The sequence below is a fragment of the Paraburkholderia sp. J8-2 genome, from assembly GCF_905220195.1.
Lineage (GTDB): Bacteria > Pseudomonadota > Gammaproteobacteria > Burkholderiales > Burkholderiaceae > Paraburkholderia.
On record NZ_CAJMZA010000013.1, the window covers coordinates 173884 to 196966 of the forward strand.

Consider the following 23083-nt stretch of genomic DNA (forward strand, 5'->3'; position numbering starts at 1 on the left):
CGCCGCGATCGCCGGTTCGTCCGTTGCGCGTGTCGGCCGCAACGCTTTGCAGTGACCGGGATTCAGGCAGGGCGGCTTCGACAAAAGTGCCAGTGAATGTGCGTTTTGTATAGGGACGCTGCCTGGCGCCTCCCCTATTCTCACTCCATCGAGACGATACGTCCGGCGCAGCGAAATCCATCGGGTAAGCCGCGCCGCGCAATCCAAAGGAGAGGATGTTGACCAAGAAAGTCCCGCTCAAGATCGCAATCGCTGAGCATCCGCACACGTCGGCCATTCGCAATGGTTCCATTCCCATCGAGGGCGTGGACGCAGAATTTGTCACCGTACAACCGCAAATCGGCGCGTTCCGCCGCATGGTGCGCGACGTCGAATTCGACGTGTGCGAACTCGCGCCGACGACCTATATCATCGCCCGCGCTTACGGCGCGCCGTTCGTCGCACTGCCGATTTTCGTGGTGCGCCGCTTCCACCATAGCGGGCTGCTGGTGCGCCCGGAAGCGGGCATTCGCCATCCGAAGGACCTCGAAGGCAAGAAGGTTGGCGTGCGCGCCTACTCGGTCACGACGGGCGTGTGGACGCGCCAGGTGCTGATCGACGAGTTCGGGCTCGATTCGTCGAAGGTGACGTGGGTCGTCGACGACGAAGAACACGTCACGCAGCTCAAGCTGCCTTCGAACGTGATTCACGCACCGGAGGGCAAGTCGCTTGCCGACATGATGGCCACCGGCGAACTGGTGGGAGGCTTTGCCGCCGCAGCCGGCATTGGCCGCACCGGCGCGCCCACGGGCGGCTGGAAGGAAGTCGAGGCGGATTACCCGGACCTGCTGCCCAACGCAGCCGAACTCGAAGCGCAATACTACGCGCGCACCGGCATCTACCCGATGCACGGCACGATCGTCGTGAAGGATTCGGTGCTCGCCGAGCATCCGTGGATCGCGAAGTCGATCTACGACGCCTTCGCCGAAGCGAAGAAGCAGTGGCTTGCCCGCCTCGATGCCGGCGAAGCGACGACCGCAGGCGACAAGAAGTACCTCGCGCTGCGCAAGATCGTCGGCAACGACCCGCTGCCGTACGGCCTCGCGGAAAACCTGAAAACGATCGAGGCGCTCGAGCAGACCGCGTTCAAGCAGGGCCTCACGCCGCGCCGCATGGCGATCGACGAACTTTTCGTCGACCCGCTGGCCCGCTGATACGAACGGAGACATCATGATTATCGATTGCCACGGCCACTTCACGACCGTGCCTGCATCGTTTCGCAACTGGCGCGCGAAGCAGGTTGAATTTGCCAACGACCCGGCCAACGCGCCGTCGCTCGAAGGCGCCCATGTGAGCGACGACCAGATTCGCGACGCGATCGGCAACGGCCAGCTCAAGCTGCAGCAAGAGCGTGGCAGCGACCTCACGCTCTTTTCGCCGATCGCGGGCCTGATGAGCCACCACCTCGGCAACGAGCGCACGAGCCTCGAATGGGCCGAAGTGTCGAACAACCTCGTGTACCGCGTGACCGAGCTGTATCCGGACAACTTCGCGCCGGTGTGCCAGTTGCCGCAGTCGCCGGGCGTCGCGCCGAAGAACAGCATTGCCGAACTGCGCCGCTGTGTCGAGGAACTGGGCTTCATCGGCTGCAACCTCAACCCGGACCCCTCGGGCGGCTACTGGACCGGCACGCCGATGACCGATCGCGAGTGGTATCCGCTTTACGAAGCGCTCGTCGATCTCGACGTGCCCGCGATGATTCACGTGGCCGCCTCGTGCAATCCGTGCTTTCACGGCACGGGCGCGCACTATCTGAACGCGGACACTTCGGTCTTCATGCAGATCCTGCAGTCGGACCTGTTCAAGGACTTCCCGACGCTGCGTCTCGTGATTCCGCACGGCGGCGGTGCGGTGCCTTATCACTGGGGCCGTTATCGCGGCATGTCGCTGGAAATGCGCGAGCGTCCGCTTGAAGGACTGCTGAACAATATCTTCTTCGATTCGTGCGTGTATCACCAGCCGGGTGTGGAGCTGCTCACGAAGGTGATTCCGTCCGACAACGTGCTGTTCGGTTCCGAAATGATCGGCGCCGTACGTGGCAAGGACCCGATCACGGGCCAGTACTTCGACGACACGAAGCGCTATATCGACGCGTGCCCGGCGCTCAACGACGAAGACCGCTACAAGATCTTCGAAGGCAACGCACGCCGCGTGTATCCGCGCCTCGACGCCCGCCTGAAGGCGCGCGGCAAATAAGCGCGATTGACAAGCGTGGTTAACAAGCGCGGCGCGAGCCGCGCAGAAACGGAAAAGTACAGAGGCACGCATGGCTTCTCAAATCGTTGATATTCATCCTCACATCATCTCGGACGACGAAACGCGCTATCCGCCCGCGCCATTGTTCGGCAAGCGCTCGGAGTGGTCGAAAGAGCGTCCGACCACGGTCGAAACGCTGATCGCCGCGATGGACGAGGCGGGCGTTGCCAAGGCTGCGGTGGTGCATTCGTCGACCACGTACGGTTTCGACAACAGCTATGTCGTAGACGGCTGCGCGAAGTACGCGGACCGTCTCGTCGCGGTCGGCTCGGTGGACGTGCTGCAACCGGATGCGCCGCAGCGCATTCGCGAGTGGACCGATCGCGGTCTCGGCGGCCTGCGTCTCTTCACGGGCGGCAGCACCAAGGAGTTCGATCCGAGCGAGCTGGACGACCCGCGCTCGTTCCCGGCCTGGGAGCTGTGCGCCGAACTCAATCTGCCGATGTGCATTCAGACCGGTCCAGTCGGCTTGCCGCAGATCACGACGCTCGCCCGCCGGTTCCCGACCGTGCGTATCATTCTGGATCACCTCGGCCGTCCCGAGGTCGCGGACGGTGTACCGTACGCGAAGGCGCAGAGCCTGTTCGACCTGGCCTCGCTCGAGAACATCTATCTGAAACTCACGCCGCGCATTTTCGGCGACGTGAAGAAGGAGAAGGCGAGCGCGGAGACGTTCTTCCCGCGCGTGGTCGAGGCGTTCGGTGCGCAGCGCATGGCATGGGGTTCGAATTTCCCGACGTCGCCGGGCAAGCTTTCGGAGATTCTCGCGACCGCACAGGCCGGGTTGCAAAGCCTGAGCGAGCAGGACCGCGAGTGGATTTTCGGCAAGACAGCGCTCTCGCTTTATCCGGCGTTGGCCTGAAGCGATGCATCCGGGCAGCTGCCGCGGCGCATGCATGTGCCGCGTTGGCTGAGTAACAAAGCGTTTGATCGAGAAAGAAGAAGCAGATGGAGACAACTCAACCAGAGCGAAGCGTGACAGCAAGCCGATGGAGCGTCCTTGCGCTTCTGGCACTCGGCGTGTTGATTTCGTTCGTCGATCGCACGAGCATTTCCAGCGCGCTCGCGGACCCGGGCTTCATTCACGGATTCGATCTCAGCAGCGTCGATCGCGGCTGGATCAACGCAGCTTTTTTCTGGTCCTATGGCGTGTTCCAGGTGCCGATGGGCTGGGTAGCCGACCGCTACGGCGTGAAATGGCCCTATGCGATCTGCTTTGCGCTGTGGTGTATCGCCACGACGCTGATGGGCGCGGTCACGGCGCTCGAAAGTCTGATCGTCATGCGCCTGATCGTCGGCGTGACCGAGGCGATCGTGATTCCGGCGAGCTACCGCTGGATTCGCAACAACTTCGACGAACGCCAGAACGGGCTCGCCGTGGGCATCCTCGCCATGGGCAACAAGTTCGGCCCGGCATTCGGCGCACCGGTTGGCGCCTGGTTCATCGTCAACTATTCGTGGCAGCTGATGTTCATCGTGACCGGGCTGGTCGGTCTTCTCTGGCTCGTGCCGTGGTTGCTGCTCGTGCGTAACGACTTTCCGTCGCGCGCCGCGCTGAAGCAGGCAAGCCGCAGTGCCCGCACGGTGTCGCTGGCAAGCATCCTGTCGAGCCCGGTGGTCTGGGGCGGCATGATCACGAATTTTTGCTACGGCTACTTCACGTTCTACTGCATGACCTGGATGCCCTCTTATCTGGTCGAGCAGCGTGGCCTGTCGCTCGAGCGCTCGGGTATCTACACGTTTTTCAGCTTCGCCGGCATCGCGATCGTGGCGGCCGTGGCGGGGTGGGCGGCGGACAGGATCGTCGCGGCGGGCTACAACGCGATCCTCGTGCGCAAATCGTTCACGATCGCGGGCTTCGTGGGCGGTTGCACAGTGCTGCTCGGTGCGTATGCCCATACGCTCGAAGGCGCGCTGTTCTGGAACGTGCTGTCGCTCTCGCTGCTCGGCATGACAACGGCGAATAATCTCGTGCTCTCGCGTCTCACGCTGATCCCGAAGCAGGCGATCGGCCTCGTGACCGGGGTGCAGCAGGTCGCGACGAGTCTGGCGGGCGGCGTTGCCGCGAGTCTTTCGGGCTGGCTGCTGCACGTTAGCCACAACTACGTTTTGCCGATGATGGTGATCCTCGTTTTCCTGCTCATCGGAGCGACGGCGACCGCGGTGCTCTTCCGTCCGGAATGGGCGCCGAAGGTCTCGGACCCGAAAGCGTCGCTTCAGGAGGCCTGAGCACCGCGGCATCGAAGACGAACGAGATCGAAGCATCTATTCTATTTGATCTGTATTCCGAAGTAATAAACAGCTTCAGGAAACACCCAATATTAGGCAACCGGCACGGCCGGTGGTAATTGACTGGAAATCACACATGGCGAAGATCGTATTCGGAATGGCCGTGCCGCACAGCGGCATGCTCGGGCAGGCACCGGAGGACTGGCTAAAGAACGGCGAGCGGGACCGGAACAACCCGGAACTGTGGTTCCAGAACCGCACGTGGACCTACCCGGAACTCGAAGCCCATCGCAAAGCGGCGTTCGAGCCCTTCCTCACGATGGAGGAGCGCACCGCGCGCGCCGCCCGCTGCCGTGCGGCGCTCGACAAGATGGCCGCCGCCTACCGCGAAGCGCGCATCGATGTCGCGATCATTCTCGGCAAGGACCAGAAGGAGATCTTCACCGACTTCTCGCCGTCGATCGCCATCTACACGGGTGAGGAAGTGCACAACGGGCCGCCGCAGCGCGCGGTTTACGCGCCTGACCATCACGTCACGCACCAGTGCCATCCGAAGCTCGCAACGTATCTCGTCGAGCGTTTCCAGAACGAAGGCTTTGACCTGACCGATCTGTTCGCGTGGCCCGATAACGTGTGGATGAAGCCGTTGCCCGAGTACCCGGTGGTGCCGCACGCCTATAGCTTCGTCTACCACCAGATCATGGGCGACAACCCGCCGCCGCATGTGCCGGTCATCATGAACTGCTTCTACCCGCCGACGCAGCCCTCCATGTCGCGCTGCATCGAGTTCGGCGAAGTGCTGCGCGATGCAATCGAGGCGTGGCCCGAAGATGTGCGCGTTGGCATTTTCGCGTCGGGCGGCCTGTCTCACTTCGTCAACGACGAGGAATTCGATCATCGCATCATGAAGATGCTGGCCGAGTACGACTACGACGGCCTCGCCGCCGTGGACAACCGCTCCTACCAGTCGGGCACCTCGGAAATCAAGCTCTACGCGAGCGTGATGAAGTCACTGCAGGAAACCGGCGCCGAGATGACGCTCGTCGACTACGTGCCGTGCTGGCGCACGCCCGCCGGAACTGGTGAGGGCATGGGCTTCATGTACTGGAAAGCCGACTGAGCCCGCTTCAACCCAATTCAACGAGAGAAAAGATCATGAGCGACACCCGTCTGAACAGCATCATTCGCGCGTTCGAATCCGGCAAGCCGGCCTTCACCGCGTTCTCGAAGCTCGACAAGCAAAACGCCATCGAAATGAGCGACGCGCCGTATGAAGGCATCGTCTTCGAGATGGAGCACAACCCCTACGACGTGGCCGCGCTCGGCGACGCGCTGCAATACATGCTGAGCCGCAAGCAGATTGCCGAGTCGGGCTCGGTCGCCCCGCGCGTGACGCCGATCGCGCGCATTCCCGCCAACGGCGTGGAAATGAACCAGTCGTTTGCGAAGCAGGTGCTCGATCGCGGCGCTTACGGCGTGATCTGGCCGCATGTCTCGACGGTCGAGCAGGCCTATAACGCGGTGGCCTCGTGCCGCTATGCGCGTCCGAAGGGCGCGCCGCTCTACGAGCCGAAGGGCGTGCGCGGCGACGGCCCGGCCAACGCTTCGCGCTACTGGGGCTTGACCATGGCCGACTACTACAAGAAGGCCGACGTGTGGCCGCTCGCGCCCCAGGGCGAGATTCTCGTCGGCCTGATGTGTGAGAGCACCCAGGCGATCGAGAACCTGGACGACATTCTCGCGAACGTGCCCGGCATCGGCTTCATCCTGATCGGTGAAGGCGACCTGAGCCAGGAACTGGGTTGCCCGCGCGACTACGAAAACCCGATCGTGCTTGACGCAATGCGCAAGATCGTCGAGACCTGCCATAAGCACAATGTCGTGGTTGGCCATCCGCACGTAACGGCCAAGAATCACAAGCGCCTGATCGAAGAGGGCTATCGCATGCTGATGTCGGCGCCGTCGCGCAGCTACGGTGTCGTGGGCCTTGCGCGCGAGATGGCAGGGTACTAAATGAACGGTGCAGAAAGCCTCGTTGCTACGCTCGTCGATCGGGGCGTCGACATCTGTTTTGCCAATCCGGGTACGTCGGAAATGCATTTTCTCGCCGCGCTCGAAAACCCGAAGATGCGCAGCGTGCTGTGCCTTTTCGAGGGCGTGGCGACGGGCGCCGCGGACGGCTGGTATCGCATGAAGGACACGCCGGCCTCCACGCTGCTGCATCTGGGGCCGGGTCTTGCCAACGGGCTTGCGAACATTCATAACGCGAAGCGCGCGTCGTCGGGGATGGTCAACATCATCGGCGAACATTCGACTTCGCATTTGAAGTACGATCCGCCGCTTACTTCGGATATCGAAGGACTCGCGCGGCCGTTGAGCCACTGGGTGCGCCGCGCCGACTCCGCGAGTGCGATCGCCTGGGACGCCGCGAAAGCGGTGGACAAGGCCTCGGAGCATCCGGGTCAGATCGCGACGCTGATTCTGCCCGGCGACACGTCGTGGCGCGAGGCGGGCACGACGATCGTGCCGCCGCGCGAAACGGCGGCGCGCAGGACGCCCGACGCCGCGCGCATCGAGCACGTGGCGCGTGTGCTGCGCTCGGGCGAGCCTGCGCTGATTATTCTCGGCAACAAGGCAACGCGCGGTCTCGCGCTCGAACGCGCGGGCAAGGTGGCGGCTGCGACTGGCGCGCGCCTGGGCTCGCAGTTCTTCACTGCGCGCATCGAGCGCGGCGCGGGGCGCGTGCCGCTTGCCCGCATTCCGTATGCGGTCGCGCCCGCGCGTGCATTTTTGAAGGACTTCAAGCACATCATTACGGTCGAGACGAGCGAGCCGGTCGCGTTCTTCAGCTACCCCGACAAGCCGAGCCTGCTCAAGGAAGAGGGCACACTCGTGCATCCGCTCGTCGAGGCCGACGAGGACAGCGCGCTCGCGTTCGAGATGCTGCTCGAAGCGCTCGGCGCCAACGCGACGGCGCCGCTCGTGCAGCCGCGCGTCGAAACGGCCGCACCGACCGGCGCGCTCAATCCGGTGAGCATCGCGCATGCGCTCGCCGCGGCATTGCCCGAGAACTGCATCGTGGTTGACGAATCGCTCACGACGGGCCGCGAGACGATGGGCTATACGATGGGCGCGGCGCCCCACGACCTCATCAACAACATGGGCGGCTCGATTGGCTATGCCACGCCTGTTGCGACCGGCGCGGCGCTCGCGTGCCCGGACCGCCGCGTGTTTTGCATGGTCGGCGACGGCAGCGCGATGTACACGATCCAGTCGCTGTGGACCCAGGCGCGCGAGAACCTGAACGTCACGACGATCATCTTCGCGAACAACAGCTACGCGATTCTCAAGGCCGAGTACGCGAATATGGGCGCGGGCACACCGGGTGAGCGCGCGCTCTCGATGATCGACATCGATCGTCCGCGCATCGACTGGCAGGCCATGGCCAAAAGCATGGGCGTGCGCTCGGTCGCCGTGGACACGGCCGAAGCCTTCCACGAGGCGCTGTCCGACTCGGTGCGCGAGAGTGGTCCGTGCCTGATCGAAGTTCGTCTGCAATCCTGATGAAACTGAAAAAGCAATACCCGCCAATCATGCATAAGGAGTGGCATCAATGACTACGCTGACCGGGGTGCCGACGCTGCGCACCAATCTGGCCGAATATGCGGTAACCAAGGCCCTGCGGGACGGCCGGGTAAAATCCGACCTCGTCACGCTCGACTTTTGCGGCCCCACGCCCGCCCACAACGGCTTCAAGGCGATGGTGCGCGAAAATGCCTTCGACGCCGGCGAGCTGGCGATCGTCACGTTCCTGCAGGCCAAGGCTTACGGCAAGCCCTATGTGCTGCTGCCCGCGCCGATCTCGGGCCGCTTCCAGCATCATTGCGCGGGCTTCAACATCGACTTCGGGCAGCTCGACCCCAAGGACATCGAGGGCAAGAAGGTCGGCGTGCGGACCTATAGCCAGACAACGGCGCTCTGGATTCGCGGCATCTTGCGCCACGAATACGGCGTCGATCTGGACAAGGTCACGTGGATGACGCTCGGCGACGGCCACCTCGCCGAATACAGCGATCCGGGCAACTGCCAGCGTTTGCCCGCAGGTTCGTCGATTCCGCAGATGATGCTCGACGGCGAGCTCGCCGCCGCGCTCCTTGGCGAAGACATGCCGAAGGACCCGCGCGTGCGCACGCTCGTGCCCGACGCGCAGGCGGCAGCGAAGAACTGGTTCGCGCGCGAAGGCGTCGTGCCGATCAACCATATGTTCGTCGTGCACGAGCGGGTGTCGAAGGAACGACCGGACGTTGTGCGCGAAATTTACCGCATGATCGTGGAAAGCCGCGCGCAGACCGAAGGCGGCGTGCCGGCCGTGTTCCCGCCGATCGGGCTCGAAGCGAACCGCAAGGGCATTCAGCTTGCCATCGACTGGGCGCTCGACCAGAAGATCATTCCGCACCGGCTTTCGGTGGATGAGCTGTTCGACGATGTGACCGGCAGTCTCGGTCAATGAGCATGTGCGTCGTCCGGCATGCCGGTCGACGGTTAAAAGATTGCAGTGATGCGAATAAAAAATGGAGACTAGTATTGTGCGTCCCTCGCTTCAGTTGAAAAAGAGTGTTTTGTCCTGCGTCGCCATTGCCGCCGTCGCCACGTTCGTACCGGGCGCGGGCGCCGCAACGGCGACCAAGGGCGACTTGCTGATTTATCGCATCGGCCCGACGACCTCGGAACTCTATGTCGCCAATGCCGACGGCAGCGACGAACACCGGCTGATCCCGTCCGATGGCTTCGACTATCACGGTTCTTTCTCGCCGGACGGCAAATGGATCGTCTTCACCTCGGAGCGTGACGGTCTCGGTCATGCGAGCCTCTACCGCGTGCGTGTGGACGGCACGGGGCTGCAACGTTTGACTGACTGGGTCGGCATTAGCGACAGCGCGGTCTACAACCCGGCCAATCCGAATGTGATCGCGTTCGTGTCGTCGCGTCGCGGCAAGTCCACTTACGGCACGACCAACATCTGGACGCTCAACATCAAGACCGGCGCGCTGCACAACGTAACCGGCAACATCAAGTTCGACGCGGACAAGCCGCACAGTTTCTTCCGGCCTTCGTGGTCGCCGGACGGCAAGTGGATCGCGCTCTCTTCCGATATCGGTACCGACTGGCGCGGTCACAACCTGCCGGTCGGCTGGGAGCGCACCCAGGAAAGCGGCATCTATGAGATCCATCCGGACGGCACGGGCTTCAAGCAGATCACCGCGCGCGCTGGCTTCGCCGAAGGCTCGCCGTCGTGGTCCGCGGACGGCAAGCACGTGGTGTTCTACGAAACGCCGGTTGAATCGACGTGGGGCGCGCACCGTCCCGAGGCGATCGGCAAGGTCAGTTCGCAAATCGTGCAGGTCGATGTGGCCACCGGCGAGCGCAAGGACCTGACGGACACGCCAGGATTCAAGGTGTTCCCGCAATATGTGGGCGCGAGCGACGTCGCGTATCACATCAAGAATGGCGGGCAGGAAGGCTTCTATACGACGGACGGTGCCTCGCATGCCACGGCGGGCAGCGGCATTCGCTCGCCGCATTACTCTGCGGACGGCAAGAAGGTCGTCTACGAAAAGGTGGTGTACGGCAAGCCGTTCCACCCGAACGGCACGCCGCTCTACAGTTTCGATCCGCAATGGAACTACCGTTTCGTCGATGTGTTCCCGCAACTCTCGCGCGACGGCAAGTCGCTCGTGTACACGGAAAAGGCGGTCGGCTCGTCGATCGTGGTGGCGAATACCGACTTCAGCGATGCGCGCCATATTTACGACCCGCTCACCAGCGGGCTCGATCCGAAGCTGATCAAGATGGGGCTCGCGGGCGCATTCCAGCCGACCTGGTCGCCGGACAAGCAATGGGTGGCCTTCGGCGTGGGCGGCTGGTTCTTCACGCGCAACCACATGCCAGGCCAGATCATGCGGATCAAGGCCGACGGCAGCATGGACGGCAAGCCGGAAGTGCTGACTGACGGCAAGGAGAATGCGGGCTTCCCGAGCTATTCGCCGGACGGCACGAGGATCGTCTATCGCGTGTGGAGCGACACGGACAACGGCCTGCGGATTCTCGACCTGGAAACGCACAAGACCACGGTCCTGACCACCGGGCTGGATAACCTGCCGGGCTGGTCGCCGGACGGCAAGAAGATCGTGTTCACGCGCAAGGAGATCAATCAGGACGACCCCAACAAGTTCCACTACGACGTGTATACGATCAATCCGGACGGTACGGATGTGAAGCGTTTGACGCCGCAGGGTTCGAATCAGGCTCATGCGACCTGGACGTGGGACGGTCGTATTGCGTACAGCTCCGGTGAATATGGCTTCCGCGACGAGCTTTCGCTCTATGACGAGACGTTCCAGCCCGACGGCCAGAACTGGGTGATGAATGCGGACGGCAGCGATCGGCATGCGATTACTGACACGGTCTGGGAAGATTCGATGCCGCTTTATATTCCCAAACAGTAAGGCTGTTTTTCAGGCAGATAGGGCAAAGGCACCGCGCTTGGGCGCGGTGCTTTTTTATGGTTCCTGGCAATATTCGGTGAAGGGCGCTGTCCGCCCCATTGCTGCAGGACGATCTGTTGCAGTTCCAACGCGCGCTGCCACTTCGAAGGGCGACGGTAAATAGGGCAAAGGAAATTGCGTCGCATTAGCTGTTGTTCCGCCGGCATCGATATGCTGCGTGTTGCAGGCATGTGGACCGCTAGTCATGGCCCTAACCAGCGGCTGAACACCATTGGCGCGTGGGCGCGGAACTACCCTGCAAAAAATGTTAGTCGATTCTCAAGAGTACCGTGCGTGTCGCCGCATTGAGGCCAGCAGATTCGGTGAGATGTTTTTGAACAAAGCACGCAAGGTCTTCGACTTTGTCAAAAGTATACATAGCCGTAGCCGGATCAAGGAGCCACCAATTGACCTTATTCGGCGATTTCCCGAAAGCCATATGATGCCCGGCCTGGGAAAATGATTGAGGGAGTAGCTGAAGCGACCACTGCGTTCCATCGGTTGTCGCAACCGATTGCAGATCGCCTTGCAACGACGCGAGCGTTCTTTCGGTCCAGATTTCCGTCACGCGAGATTTGCCCCATAGCCACATGTCGAGCGTACTTTTCACGTTGTGATCCCGATATGCGGCCTCTTTTAGCCTCTCTATCAGATCCTGTCGTTTCTGAAAGAACTCGACGTCAGCGGTCTGGAACAGCTTCTGCTGGGCAGGGGTCCTGTCATGCAAATAAAACGACGCAACGGCATCGCAGGAATGTGACAACCCTCTGGGTATGCGGATGACGTTAGTTGGCGTGCACATGTCAATTCCATCTTGAAGTTGTCAGTTTTTACACCATCCTGTGTCAGACGGACCATGGCGGAATCTATTATTTTAGTTCGCGCGCCCCTGAAAAAACGCTGTCAATGAAACTGGATGCAATCTGGTTAAATATCTCTCCCTCTCTTCTGTTGGATCTTTCGGTGTTCGCCGCATGGATCACGAAGTCGTTCTGTATTTTCCAAACCTGCTTCGTGTCATACCATGTTTGCCCGCTGGCGAAGTGGGTGAACCCGGCCCTTGACTCCTTCGGAATGACGCCCTGACCATCGGCACTGCCTATGCCAGTCGGCTTCTTGTTCGAGGAGAGTGGACTCCAATAGCTATAGGCGCCGTCTCTACCCACACACATAAAGTAATGTGGCGAATTGCCGCCCAGTGGGTTGACCCCCTTGTAGGCTCCAATTTCATAGCCACCGGCGAGGTTCACTGGGTTCAACATCAGGACTCTACCTTTCGTGATGTCGTTCAGATCAACACACATGTGAGCCACCTCCACGTTGCGTGCTACAGCTTCATTCGATAACGCGCCGCACGATTGCCGCATCGGCGACGCATCTGCCTGAACCGCAACTCCGGACTTCGACGTCGCCCTCGAAAATATTCAAAAGGGATTTACCGCAGTGACTCGCCGCGGTTATGCCGATTGAATGTCAAAACGAACAGTGATCGATCACGCAGTGTAGTTCAGCGTGAACCTTTTTTCTCACAAATATCGCCATGCCTTCTTTCGTCGTGGTTTCGAAACTTTCATGATCCTGTCTCGATGCCAGATGTCTACAGTAAGGGCGTCCACAAATAAAGCGGCAATAGCCTCGCGTTGCATGAGTCGCCACTTATTGACCGCACACCGCCTGTGCGCAATCGATCTCCCGAAAGCCGCGAAGTACCTTCGTTATTGGCTAGCGCCGCCGAGGTTATTGACCCTCGGCGCCCACTTCCGCTGCATCAGCACCATCGTGCTCGTTGCGCCCAGCAGCAGGAACACGAAGACTGCCATCATGGCAAAGGTGTAATTGCCGTTGCCAACATCAAGCAACCACCCGGACAAACTGGCGGAAACACCGCCCGCGAGACTGGTAGCGACCTGCTGCAGGCCCGTATTCAATCCGACCGCGGGCTTGGGGATCAGTGTGAGCTTGCACAGCGCCAGATTATTGGCGGTCGCGAGGCCCAGCAACGAAAGCGAGAGCACATTCCAGAACAGCGCCATGCCAGGCGACCGTGTGTATGCGCCGAGCAGAACCGTCGTACCGCCAATGAATCCCGCGACGATAAACGCTTTGCGCACGACTACGGCGTCTTTGCCGCGCGCGATCATACGGTCTGCCAACCAACCCGCGAGAGCGGCGACGATCGCGATACCGGCGAAACTAAAAAACGTATAGATGCCGGACTTCTCCAGAGAGAGGCCGCGCTGTTCGACCAGATAGGCCGGCATCCAGGTCATGCAATAGAACGCGAAATAGCTGTAGCAGAAGTTGTTGATGAGACCACCCCAAACCACGGGGCTCGCGAGCAGATTCCGGAGCGGCACGGACGAAGCGCGCCGTGCGGCCGCCTTCAATTCGTCGCGCGTAGGGTAGTCGTTCCTGACCATCAGAAGCCAGGGGACCATCCACACAAGGCCGATGAGCCCTGTCACCATGAACATCGCCTTCCATGAATAAGCGACGATCATCCACGCCGCAATGGGCGCGCCGAGCGCGGGGCCCATCTTGCCGCCAATCGAAAAGATGCCTAGCGCGGTGCCTTTCTGTGTTTCCTCGAAATTGTTCGCGAGGTAGCGATAGGTCGCGGGTACGACGATCGCTTCGGCGAGCCCGATCAGCAGACGCATGACGATCAGCGCCGAAAGCGTCGCGACGAGCCCGGTGGCGGCCGCCGCGAGGCACCAGATCACGAAGCAGAAAGAGTAGGGCCGCTTCACGCCGTAGCGGTCCACGATCCAGCCCATGGGCATCTGTGCGAGACCATACGACCAGAATACGGCCGAATTGAGCCAGCCGCGCTGCACGCTCGACAGCGAAAACTCATGCACGAAGGCTTTGTCCGCGAGCGCGGCAGACAAGCTCGTTCGATCGACAAACGAAATCAGCAGGCCGAGTGAGAGCAGGACCAGAATGCTCCACGGGTTCTCGGCTGCCGGCTGCTTGACCTGGCAGGTGTCCATGGGTGTGTGCCTCTTGTGCGATATCTCGGGAACCGAGCGCGGTCGCTGCCCAACTGTGTTGGCAGGCTTGGCGGCGGCCGTACGCGTACAGTTAGTCAGATGTCGAATGCCATGCCGCGCGTGCTCAACAGGGCTGCCCGGCGCGCGCGCCGAGCCACGCGGGGGCGCTCTGCAGCGCGACCGGCCGCAGGAAGCGCGCTAGCGCCTCGTAGCCGACCGAGGTCGTGAACGGTTGCGTGGAAGCGGGCCACGGACCGCCATGCTGTTGACTGCGCGTCACCGCCACGCCGGTCGGCACGCCGCTAAAGAGCACGCGCCCGGCGATCTGCGTGGCGCGGCGCGCGACGCGGCGCACGTCGGGCGTGTCCTCGTCCGCGCCCCACAGCGTCACCGTCAGGCTGCCGCCAACCGCGCCCAGCACATCGACGATTTCGTCGATCGAACCCACGCGCACGATCAGGCAAGCAGGGCCGAAAATCTCTTCGTGCAGCGCCGGCGTGGCGATAAAGTGCTTCGCGCTCGTGCGCGCGAGCACGGGGCGCGGCGGCGCCATTTCATCGTGATCGGCGTTGCCGGCAAGGAGGGTCTGCACGCCAGGCGTGCCGAGCAGGCGCGCCACGCCCGCGTCGAAGGTGCGCTTCATGGCGGGCGTGAGCATGCGATGCGTCGGCTTTTCGCGCAGTTCGTCGCGCAGCGTATCTTCGAAGCGTTGTGCATCCGCACCTTCGAACAGCACGACGAGGCCCGGGCTCGTGCACACCTGGCCGCAGCCGAATTCGATCGACGATGCGAGCGTTTGCGCGAGCGCCTGTACCTGGGTGGCGAGCGCCGCCGGCAGCGCGACCACAGGGTTGATCGATCCCAGCTCGCCATAGAACGGAATGGGGCGCGGCCGCGCATTCGCGAGGCGCCACAGCGCCGCGCCGCCCTTGAACGAGCCGGTGAACGCCACAGCCGCGATGTCGGGGTGATTGACCAGTTCAGTGCCGACCTCGACGCCCGCGCCCTCCACCAAGCCTAGCAGCGCGGTGGGAAGTCCTTGCCCGGCGATGACCGCGCGCGCGAGTTCGAACACCTTGCGCGAGAGCTTCGGGTGCCCCGGATGCGCCTTGACCACGACAGGGCAGCCCGCCGCCAGCGCGGACGCGGTGTCGCCACCGAGCACCGAGAATGCGAACGGAAAATTGCTGGCGGAGAACATCGCAACCGGGCCGAGCGGAATACGCACGCGGCTTAGGTGGGGGCGCCCGGCGGGCGGAGCCTCGGCAATAGCCGGGTCGTCGGTGAGGGCGAACGCGTGGCCCGCCTCGACGTAATCGGCGAAGCCGCCTAGCTGAAAGCGCGTGCGGTCGATTTCGCCATGAAGCCGAGCGCTACCGAGCGAGGTTTCCTCAGCGGCGATGCGCACGAGCGTCTCACGTTCGGCGTTTAGCGCGCTGGCCAGGGCGCGCAACAGCGTCGCGCGCGTGTGAGCGGATGACTGAGCCCAGTCGTCGGCGATATTGGCTGCCGCCGTGACGGTTGTGTGAATATGCGCGGCGCTATGGTCTTGAATCTGCATCAGTACTCCAAAGGAAGGGAACAGCTCGATGTTTCATGTGAATGCATACGGCACGTCCGAGGGCCGTGCAGGTGATGACAATGCGCCGCGCTGAAATGCATCAAGCGGCCATGCGCGACCCGCAAGACGGGTCGCGCATGGCCGCTTTCTCCTGGCAAACGGATCAGAAGTGAATTTCAGCCTGGAGCATCGGCACCGAAGTGATGGTTCCCGGCGCCGCGTGCGTCGGCGTGCCGTACATGTGATACCAGTACTCGTAGCCCAGACCGGCGTAGAGCACACGCGGGTGCCCAGCGAACGAGCCGAGGTCGGCGAGCAGCGCCATGCGCGTGAGGAACTCGGTCGTGGTTTCCACGCCGAAGCCGTCACGTCCCTTGGGGCCGGTCACGCTTGCGAAGCCGCGGAACATGAGCGGCACCGGGCCGACACGGAACGGATAGAGCCACGAACTTTCGAGGTGCCATGCGGTGTTGAAGCGCACATCGACGCCGGCAATGCCGTTGTGATTGCTTTCCGTGCGCAGCCCGGCCGTGAGGTTCCAGTAGCCATGCGGGATCGCAAACTCGACCGTTGGCCCGACCACGAGCATGCGCGCGCGCTCGGAGTACGAATCGTTCTTCACGCCGAACTCGTAGCCGATCGTCAAACCATAGTCGCGAATCGGGCCAATGCCGAGGTAGCGGCCGAAGATCTTGCCGGCGCTGAACTGCACGCGCCCGACGCTATACACCTCCTGTGCGCCGCCGCTTCGCGGACCGCCCGATTCCGGGTTGGCCGCGTTGGAAACGAGGTAGTCGACGTTGAACGCGTAGCTGCCGAACCGGAATCCGCCGATCGTCGTGAGGTAGCCGATGTTTTGCATCACCGTCGAATCGATGCCGGGATAGTGAAAGTCCGTGCCCCAGCGATAGCCGATGAACGTGTCGTTCCAGATGGCGGGCGGTTCGTCGGCCTGGCCGACGGTTTGGGGCGGTGCGGCGCCGTTCGGGACTTCCTGGCGCTCTGGCGGCGCGGAAGAGTTCGGTGCGGTAAACACCTCGGCGTGAGCGAACTGCGCCAGGCAGCAAAACAGGGCAGCGCCAAGGGCAGGCGCACGCAAGGCTAGCGTTAGGCTTTTCATGTCTCCATCCAGACTCTATTTATGTTGATGTCTTCGACCGGGGCGCGTAGCCGCATTGCGACTGCCGATTCGGTCGCACCGCCCGCCCTGGCTGTATGGTTGAACCATCCGGCGCAGGAAAACGCTGTTACGGTGGTGAGGAATATAAGTGGCGCGTTGGCGCTTGCCTTTACACAAAAATGAGATTCGCTGGCACTTTTTGCTGGCATCGCGAAAGTTTTTGTCGGCGCAGCCGTGCGCGAAGCCGGTATGACCTTGAAAAAATGCAAGCGAACCTGCGTTTTGTGTAGGGACGCGCGCGCCATCGTCCCCTACGCTTGACCCATAAGACAGACCGCGCCTTGAGGGCCAGGTGTTTTTCCCTGGTTATCGAGAGGCGAGGTCAGACAAGGAGACAGCGTTGACCGGAATGAACCCTCTGGCTGTTGATATCTTCTTTGGCGCCGCGCAGTTGCGCGGACACGTCGCCTCCTTCGCATCGCTGCGCGCCGGTCTCTCGCGGCGCTATCAAGCTCTATTCCCGACTGATTTCGACGCCTCTCGCATGGAACGCCCCGTCCAGCGAGGGTGACGACGCGAGCGCGTCTCGCGAATTCGTTTGTTTGGTGCCTTTGGTTGTTCCAATCAATAAGGTATACGAATGATCGATCTGAAAGTTGTGCCGCAACGGGAAACCTGCGGATTCGCTAACCCGTGCAATTAAAGACGGGAGTTAAACCAATCAGATTTCATCATGGAGACAGAATGAAAAGGTCAGTGATTTCCTTGTCGGGTGTGGCCGCAGCGTGTTGCATCAACGTGGCGCATGCGCAGTCGTCCGTCACGCTGTATGGCGTCATCGACAATGGAATCGAATATCAGAACGCGGGCTCGGGTTCGGTGGTGCGCGCGGTTTCAGGTGGTCTCTTTGCGAGCCGTTACGGCTTGAAAGGCAGCGAGGACATTGGCGGCGGCATTCACGTCAACTTCCAGCTCGAACAGGGTTTCAACGGCGTGACAGGTGCCGCATCGAATGCGGCCGAAGCATTCAATCGCCAGGCCTGGGTGGGTTTTTCCGGGGCATTCGGTGAAACGCGCTTTGGCCTGCAAAATACGCCACAGTATATTTTCATGAACCCCGAGCTCGATCCGCTCGCGGTCATGAGCATCGCTTCGCCGATGAACAACTTCAACAGCCTCACCGTTCGGGTCAACAATGCAATTTCGTATTTCACCCCAACGGTTTATGGGCTGACGGCGCAGTTCATGGTTGCGATGCGCGACTCGACGACCAAACCGAGTAACGGACTCCAGTTCTATAACGCGGCGGTGCGCTATACGAACGGCACATTCCGCGCGGCGGCCGGCTATGAGCAGGCTGCGAATGCGGCCGGTACGTCGACACTGAAGGTGTTCAACGCCGGCACGTCGCTCGGCGTCGGCGCGGCCCGCTTCTATCTCGCGTATCACACGGAGCGGCAGACCGACAACAGCGTCAAGCGCGACGTCTACGAAGCCTCCACGTCGTACCGCATCGATCCGGCCAACCAGGTCGCGCTGCTTTACGGCTATGCGCACGACCGCACCGGAAAGGGCAACAACGCCCAGCAAATCGGCCTGAATTACGAGTATTACTTCTCGAAGGCGACTACCCTGTATGCGTCGGCCGGCTTCATCCAGAACCGCAACAAGGCCCAGTTCACGCTCAATGGGACCGCGTATGGCGGCATCGCGGGCGCGCCGGGCGCCGACACGCGCGGCGTGGTGCTCGGCCTCGTCCATACGTTCTGATGACGGCGGCGCGGGTGCGAGCCCGCGCGCGCCCGGATTCGGGTAAGCCGCAGGTCGCGGTTTGCCCGAAGGTATGAAAAAATTCCCGCCTTTGCGCAAGACACCTGTAGCGTGTCTTGTTGTCTCGACAACGATCGAGCGTCCCCTCCGTTTTGTCTACCGCGCTGAACGCGCCTCTGCGTTCGCGTATCATCGTTGTGCTTTTGTCCGGGCACCCTGGCTTGCGATATATTGTGCGTTCCGTGCACCGGATGAAGACGCCGTACCTTCGTCCAGAAAAAAATGAAATTCAGGCGGACACTCGTGCTGGAAAACCAGGGCGCGAACTCTGAATTTCAATGGCGACCGCAACGACCGGGCCGCCAAGGAGACTTTATGACACACACCGCCATGGCAACCGACCAACGCCACCGCGACGGCAAAGCCAGAACGAAGCGCACTACCGTACCCAAAGTCCGCTTGTACGTTGAACGCCCGGAGAGACAAAACTGGTTCGTGCACGTCGGGCACGTGACCGACCGGGGCCGCTGGCGCACCGAGCCTCACGCGCACCCTGCCTATGGCCAGGTCATCTTCGTGCGCAGCGGCCGCGGCGTGATGAATCTGGAAGGCAGCGCTGTCCCGTTCGAAGCCCCGTGCGCGTTGCTGTTGCCGACCGAGTGCGTGCACGGTCTCGACTACGCGATCGACGTGGACCGCTGGGTGGTGACGATCGAAGTGGCGTATCTGGCGCAGGTGAACGGGAAACTGCAGGACTTCATTCAACTGTGGACGTCGCCGCGCATGATCCCGCTCGGCGAGATGGCCGACGGCGGCGAGCAGTTCTACAGCATGGTGCAAAGCCTCAAGCAGGAGTCGGAATCTAGCGCAGTCGGCCATGTGATCGGCACGGAAGCCTTGCTCACGACGCTGCTGCTCATGCTCGTGCGCGAGGCGCGTCTGGATCAGCCCGGCAGCGAAGGCGAAACGCGCAACAACGTGCGGCTCGTCGACCGTTTCCGTAAGCTGATCGACCAGCACTACCGCGAGGACCTCGCGCTGCAGGATTACGCCTCGATGATGGCGGTGTCGCTCGTGCAACTGCGCGCGGCATGCGCTTCCGCGGGGGAGCAGAGCCCCACGAAGATGATCCGTGCGCGCATCATTACCGAGGCGAAGCGCAATCTCATCTTCGGCGAAATGTCGGTCGAGCAGATCGCCTTCGGGCTCGGCTTCGCCGATGCCGCTTATTTCACGCGGTTTTTCCGCCGCGAAGTGGGCGACACGCCGAGCCAGTTCCGCGTCACGGCCCGGGCTCAGACACAGTAAGGACACAACCACGAGCGCCGCCGCCCTTATTGCGCTCCAAAGCGCGGCGCAATAAAGGTGCGCATCAGAAAAGTGCAGGCGAACCCTTCTTTTGTGCAGGGACACGCGCGCACACGTCGGTTACGCTTGATCTGCGCGCTTGCCTTGCCGGCGTCCGTCACGCACGGGCGCCCTTGACGCCATCATCGTGGCATCGCGAACGCGTGAGCGGCCAGGAGACGCCGCTCGCCGCAGCAGTCCGCCGCACGCAGCCTGGCCGCGTGAAGGGGGCTCGCACAATAACACTCATATTGCGTCCGTTCACCGACTATGGTTCAGTGCTTCCCCAAGCGTTTTGCCCTGCGGCGCCGATTGACGGCGGCGTTCATTCCGCTCGCGCTTGCGACGGCTTTTCACAGTGCGCCCGGTAGCGCCACGACACCGGCGTCCGGCGCACCAACCGAACTCGTCTACGTGGGCACGCAGGAGCGCGAGATGCGCGCGCTGCGCTTCGATACGTCGAGCGGCAAGCTCACGATGATCGGCGCGGTAGGCGCGGGCCCGCGCTCGACGTGGGTCACGACGAACCCCCGGTTGCCGGTGCTGTATGCAGTCGATGACGACAACTCGCGCGAAGGCAGCGTGACCGCCTATGCCGTCGATCGCGAGAGCGGCATGCTCGCGCGAATCAACGAAGTCGCAACGGGCGGCAGCGGGACCACGAACCTCTCGCTGGACCTGCCCTCGATGACGCTGCTGGCGGCCAACTATGGCGGCGGCTCCGTATCGAGCGTCGCCGTGAATCACGACGGCAGTCTCGGCGCGCGCACTTCGACGGTCAAGGAAACGGGCTCGGGGCCGACGCGCCGGCAGGCGAGCGCGCATGCGCACAACGCTGTCGTCGATCCCTCGGGCCACTACGCGCTCGTGCCGGATCTCGGCGCGGATCGTGTTTTCGTGTATGGCTTCGATCGCGCCACGCGCACGCTCACGCCTGCGGACGGTGCGAGCGCACACCAGTTCGTCTTGCCGCCGGGCAGCGGTCCGCGCCATCTGGCATTCGGCGCGAACGGCAAGTACGTTTATCTGCTGACCGAACTGAGCGCGCAGATCATGGTGCTGCATTGGGACGCCTCGCAGGGACAGTTGACGCTCGTGCAAACGGTAGAGACCACGAGCCCCGAATTCCAGGGCGTGAAGAGCGGCGCCGAAGTGGCCGTGAGCGCCGACGGGCGTTTCGTTTATGTCGAGAATCGCGCGGAAAACGCGCTGATCGTGTACCGCGTCGACCCGGCGTCGGGCGAACTGACGCAAATTCAACGCACATCGTCGGGCGGCGAGAAGCCGTGGGGCTTCGGCATCGATTCGTCGGGCAAGTGGCTGCTCGTCGCCAATCAGCGTAGCGGCAAGGTCAATGTTTTCGGCATCGACACCGCAACGGGCCTCGTGTCGGATACCGGGCAGTCGGCCGAAGTGCCGACACCGGTTGCCATTGCGTTCGTGAAGTGACGTAAAGGGTAGCGGGACGGCGCGACGCACCGTCCTTGTGGAGAAACGCGGGTCCGTGAATTCAGTGTTATTCGAACTCCTAATAGAAAAATAAATTCAGGAGGCGCGGTACACGGCAAACGCATGGCGTTTGCGCCGGTGCGCCGCTTTCTGCACCATTCGAAGGGGTGATTCATGAAGCTGGTCCATCAACTCCCGCTGGCGCTGGGCGTCGCGCTGCTGAGCGCATCGGCGGCGGGCGTGTTCGGTATCGCCGAAATGAACAGCGCGGCAGATGCGTACGCGCGACTGATCGGCGTGGACGGCGCGCAGGCGCGCCAGGTCTCCGAGGCGATGGTCGCGTTCAAGAACCAGGTGCAGAACGGCAAGGACATCGTGCTGCGCGGGAAGAACCCCGGCCAGTTCGACAAGTACTGGACAGCGTTCCAGAAGTTCGAAGCGACATGCCAGGGCACGACCCAGGCACTTGCGCGTGAACTGCCGCCTGGCGAGGCGCGCACGAAGATCGAGCGCTTCAACGCGTTACATGCGCAAATGGGGGTTGCGTACCGCAACGCGATCGACCGGTTCAAGGCCTCGGGTTACGACACGGCGGTCGGCGACCTTGCAATGGATGGCCTCGATCGCGAGCCGGTGATCCTGCTGCGCGAAACCGGCGCGAGGATCGTCGAGCAGACCGCCGCCGCGGCCGCGCGGGCGAAAAGCCTGCAGCGTAGCGCGATGCTGGCGAGCGCCGTTGCGATGGCGCTTACCGTGCTGGCGGGCATTGCCGGTGCCGTTGTGTTCTCGCGCACGATCACGCGCAAGCTTGGCGGCGAGCCCGACGATGCGCGCGCCGCCGCACGCGAGATGGCTACGGGCAAGCTCGACATCGATCTGCCTGTGCGACCAGGCGACACCGATAGCCTCATGGCCGCGATGCGCACGATGGCCACCTCGCTCACCGGGATCGTCGAGCAGGTGCGCAACGGCAGCGAGGCGATCGCGACCGGCTCTGCGCAGATCGCTACGGGCAATGCCGATCTTAGCCAGCGCACGGAATTGCAGGCTAGCGCGCTGCAGGAAACCGCTGCGTCGATGGAGCAGTTCAGCGCGACCATCCGACAGAACGCCGAAAACGCGCACGAGGCGCGTGAGTTGGCCGCGGGCGCTTCGTCGATCGCGACGCAAGGGGGCGAGGTCGTGAATCAGGTCGTCGAGACCATGAAAGGCATCGACGAGAGTGCGCGCAAGATCGCGGACATTATCGGCGTCATCGAAGGCATTGCCGCGCAAACCAATATTCTCGCGATCAATGCGGCGGTGGAAGCGGCGCGCGCGGGGGAGCAGGGCCGCGGCTTTGCGGTCGTGGCCAGTGAAGTGCGCGGCCTCGCGCAGCGCAGTGCTCACGCCGCCAAGGAAATCCAGGCGCTGATCGTGGACAGCGTCGCGCGCGTGGAGTCGGGCTCGTTGCTTGCCGGCGAGGCTGGAGCAACGATGAGCCGGATCGTCGAGGCGATTCATCGCGTGACGGCCGTTGTGGGCGAGATCAGCCGGGCCAGCGCCGAGCAAAGCGTTGGCGTCGAGCAGGTGGTGGCGGCTGTTGGCCAGATGGACCAGACGACGCAGCAGAACGCCGCGCTCGTGGAAGAAAGCGCCGCCGCCGCCGAGAGTTTGCGGCAGCAGGCGGCGTGGCTCGTCGAGTCGGTGACGAAGTTCCGTATTTGACGGGAGATTGCGAGTTATTTAGAAATGCTTATTTTAAGAATTTCACGCAAATCTCGTTAACCGCACT

At 62.4% G+C, this 23083-nt stretch carries 19 protein-coding genes; 14 read left to right on the forward strand and 5 right to left on the reverse strand.

Going from position 1 to position 23083, the window contains the following annotated elements:
• Positions 1-215 precede the first annotated feature (215 nt).
• The 9 genes from U5A52_RS25730 to U5A52_RS25770 all read left to right on the forward strand — a co-directional run bounded on the left by U5A52_RS25730 (position 216) and on the right by U5A52_RS25770 (position 11030).
• Positions 216-1193: a PhnD/SsuA/transferrin family substrate-binding protein gene (locus U5A52_RS25730; RefSeq protein ID WP_321914012.1), complete on the forward strand. Its 978-nt coding sequence runs from the start codon at positions 216-218 to the stop codon at positions 1191-1193.
• A 16-nt stretch (positions 1194-1209) separates the two neighbouring features.
• A complete protein-coding gene (locus U5A52_RS25735; protein WP_321914011.1) occupies positions 1210-2235 on the forward strand; it encodes an amidohydrolase family protein in 1026 nt (341 codons plus the stop codon).
• Between the two features lie 70 nt (positions 2236-2305).
• The gene (locus tag U5A52_RS25740; protein WP_321936699.1) at positions 2306-3157 is read left to right on the forward strand and encodes an amidohydrolase family protein; all 852 of its coding nucleotides are present in this window, start codon (positions 2306-2308) and stop codon (positions 3155-3157) included.
• A gap of 86 nt (positions 3158-3243) precedes the next feature.
• The gene (locus U5A52_RS25745) at positions 3244-4524 is read left to right on the forward strand and encodes an MFS transporter (protein WP_321914009.1); all 1281 of its coding nucleotides are present in this window, start codon (positions 3244-3246) and stop codon (positions 4522-4524) included.
• Between the two features lie 136 nt (positions 4525-4660).
• Positions 4661-5644, forward strand: coding sequence for a protocatechuate 3,4-dioxygenase (locus U5A52_RS25750; protein ID WP_321914008.1), 984 nt, complete (start codon positions 4661-4663; stop codon positions 5642-5644).
• Positions 5645-5679: 35 nt separating this feature from the next.
• Positions 5680-6537 (forward strand): HpcH/HpaI aldolase family protein, encoded by an 858-nt coding sequence (locus tag U5A52_RS25755; RefSeq protein ID WP_321914007.1) that lies wholly within the window; start codon positions 5680-5682, stop codon positions 6535-6537.
• On the forward strand, positions 6538-8088 hold the full coding sequence (locus tag U5A52_RS25760) for an acetolactate synthase large subunit (RefSeq protein WP_321936700.1): 1551 nt from the start codon (positions 6538-6540) through the stop codon (positions 8086-8088). It begins immediately after the preceding gene.
• 49 nt (positions 8089-8137) lie between these two features.
• On the forward strand, positions 8138-9034 hold the full coding sequence (locus U5A52_RS25765) for a phosphate ABC transporter substrate-binding protein (protein ID WP_321936701.1): 897 nt from the start codon (positions 8138-8140) through the stop codon (positions 9032-9034).
• Positions 9035-9095: 61 nt separating this feature from the next.
• Positions 9096-11030 carry a hypothetical protein gene (locus tag U5A52_RS25770; protein ID WP_321936702.1) on the forward strand — a complete coding sequence of 645 codons (1935 nt, stop codon included), beginning with the start codon at positions 9096-9098 and terminating at the stop codon, positions 11028-11030.
• A 307-nt stretch (positions 11031-11337) separates the two neighbouring features.
• Here U5A52_RS25770 and U5A52_RS25775 read toward each other — a convergent pair whose 3' ends face one another.
• The 5 genes from U5A52_RS25775 to U5A52_RS25795 form a co-directional block, all read right to left on the reverse strand.
• Positions 11338-11871 (reverse strand): hypothetical protein, encoded by a 534-nt coding sequence (locus U5A52_RS25775; RefSeq protein ID WP_321914003.1) that lies wholly within the window; start codon positions 11869-11871, stop codon positions 11338-11340.
• Positions 11872-11938: 67 nt separating this feature from the next.
• Positions 11939-12373 carry a hypothetical protein gene (locus U5A52_RS25780; RefSeq protein WP_321914002.1) on the reverse strand — a complete coding sequence of 145 codons (435 nt, stop codon included), beginning with the start codon at positions 12371-12373 and terminating at the stop codon, positions 11939-11941.
• Positions 12374-12784: 411 nt separating this feature from the next.
• Positions 12785-14062 (reverse strand): MFS transporter, encoded by a 1278-nt coding sequence (locus U5A52_RS25785; RefSeq protein WP_321936703.1) that lies wholly within the window; start codon positions 14060-14062, stop codon positions 12785-12787.
• 124 nt (positions 14063-14186) lie between these two features.
• On the reverse strand, positions 14187-15623 hold the full coding sequence (locus tag U5A52_RS25790) for an aldehyde dehydrogenase (NADP(+)) (RefSeq protein ID WP_321936704.1): 1437 nt from the start codon (positions 15621-15623) through the stop codon (positions 14187-14189).
• A gap of 163 nt (positions 15624-15786) precedes the next feature.
• On the reverse strand, positions 15787-16743 hold the full coding sequence (locus tag U5A52_RS25795) for a hypothetical protein (protein WP_321913999.1): 957 nt from the start codon (positions 16741-16743) through the stop codon (positions 15787-15789).
• Between the two features lie 400 nt (positions 16744-17143).
• On the opposite strand from U5A52_RS25795, the gene U5A52_RS25800 reads away from it, so the two are divergent.
• The 5 genes from U5A52_RS25800 to U5A52_RS25820 all read left to right on the forward strand — a co-directional run bounded on the left by U5A52_RS25800 (position 17144) and on the right by U5A52_RS25820 (position 23016).
• Positions 17144-17314, forward strand: coding sequence for a hypothetical protein (locus U5A52_RS25800; protein WP_321936705.1), 171 nt, complete (start codon positions 17144-17146; stop codon positions 17312-17314).
• A gap of 173 nt (positions 17315-17487) precedes the next feature.
• Positions 17488-18513, forward strand: a complete 1026-nt coding sequence (locus U5A52_RS25805; RefSeq protein WP_321936706.1) for a porin — start codon at positions 17488-17490, stop codon at positions 18511-18513.
• Between the two features lie 375 nt (positions 18514-18888).
• Positions 18889-19821, forward strand: a complete 933-nt coding sequence (locus U5A52_RS25810) for a helix-turn-helix domain-containing protein (RefSeq protein WP_321913997.1) — start codon at positions 18889-18891, stop codon at positions 19819-19821.
• 351 nt (positions 19822-20172) lie between these two features.
• Positions 20173-21309: a lactonase family protein gene (locus U5A52_RS25815; protein WP_321936707.1), complete on the forward strand. Its 1137-nt coding sequence runs from the start codon at positions 20173-20175 to the stop codon at positions 21307-21309.
• A 174-nt stretch (positions 21310-21483) separates the two neighbouring features.
• Positions 21484-23016: a methyl-accepting chemotaxis protein gene (locus U5A52_RS25820; protein ID WP_321936708.1), complete on the forward strand. Its 1533-nt coding sequence runs from the start codon at positions 21484-21486 to the stop codon at positions 23014-23016.
• Positions 23017-23083 lie beyond the last annotated feature (67 nt).

Bases quoted from the DNA above. Each gene is read 5' to 3' on its own strand.
- U5A52_RS25760 (WP_321936700.1), top strand. From the start codon at position 6,538: ATGAACGGTGCAGAAAGCCTCGTTGCTACGCTCGTCGATCGGGGCGTC.
- U5A52_RS25740 (WP_321936699.1), top strand. From the start codon at position 2,306: ATGGCTTCTCAAATCGTTGATATTCATCCTCACATCATCTCGGACGAC.
- U5A52_RS25820 (WP_321936708.1), top strand. From the start codon at position 21,484: ATGAAGCTGGTCCATCAACTCCCGCTGGCGCTGGGCGTCGCGCTGCTG.
- U5A52_RS25770 (WP_321936702.1), top strand. From the start codon at position 9,096: ATGGAGACTAGTATTGTGCGTCCCTCGCTTCAGTTGAAAAAGAGTGTT.
- U5A52_RS25750 (WP_321914008.1), top strand. From the start codon at position 4,661: ATGGCGAAGATCGTATTCGGAATGGCCGTGCCGCACAGCGGCATGCTC.
- U5A52_RS25805 (WP_321936706.1), top strand. From the start codon at position 17,488: ATGAAAAGGTCAGTGATTTCCTTGTCGGGTGTGGCCGCAGCGTGTTGC.
- U5A52_RS25810 (WP_321913997.1), top strand. From the start codon at position 18,889: ATGACACACACCGCCATGGCAACCGACCAACGCCACCGCGACGGCAAA.
- U5A52_RS25790 (WP_321936704.1), bottom strand. From the start codon at position 15,623: ATGCAGATTCAAGACCATAGCGCCGCGCATATTCACACAACCGTCACG.
- U5A52_RS25735 (WP_321914011.1), top strand. From the start codon at position 1,210: ATGATTATCGATTGCCACGGCCACTTCACGACCGTGCCTGCATCGTTT.
- U5A52_RS25745 (WP_321914009.1), top strand. From the start codon at position 3,244: ATGGAGACAACTCAACCAGAGCGAAGCGTGACAGCAAGCCGATGGAGC.
- U5A52_RS25730 (WP_321914012.1), top strand. From the start codon at position 216: ATGTTGACCAAGAAAGTCCCGCTCAAGATCGCAATCGCTGAGCATCCG.
- U5A52_RS25795 (WP_321913999.1), bottom strand. From the start codon at position 16,743: ATGAAAAGCCTAACGCTAGCCTTGCGTGCGCCTGCCCTTGGCGCTGCC.
- U5A52_RS25755 (WP_321914007.1), top strand. From the start codon at position 5,680: ATGAGCGACACCCGTCTGAACAGCATCATTCGCGCGTTCGAATCCGGC.
- U5A52_RS25785 (WP_321936703.1), bottom strand. From the start codon at position 14,062: ATGGACACCTGCCAGGTCAAGCAGCCGGCAGCCGAGAACCCGTGGAGC.
- U5A52_RS25775 (WP_321914003.1), bottom strand. From the start codon at position 11,871: ATGTGCACGCCAACTAACGTCATCCGCATACCCAGAGGGTTGTCACAT.
- U5A52_RS25780 (WP_321914002.1), bottom strand. From the start codon at position 12,373: ATGTGTGTTGATCTGAACGACATCACGAAAGGTAGAGTCCTGATGTTG.
- U5A52_RS25765 (WP_321936701.1), top strand. From the start codon at position 8,138: ATGACTACGCTGACCGGGGTGCCGACGCTGCGCACCAATCTGGCCGAA.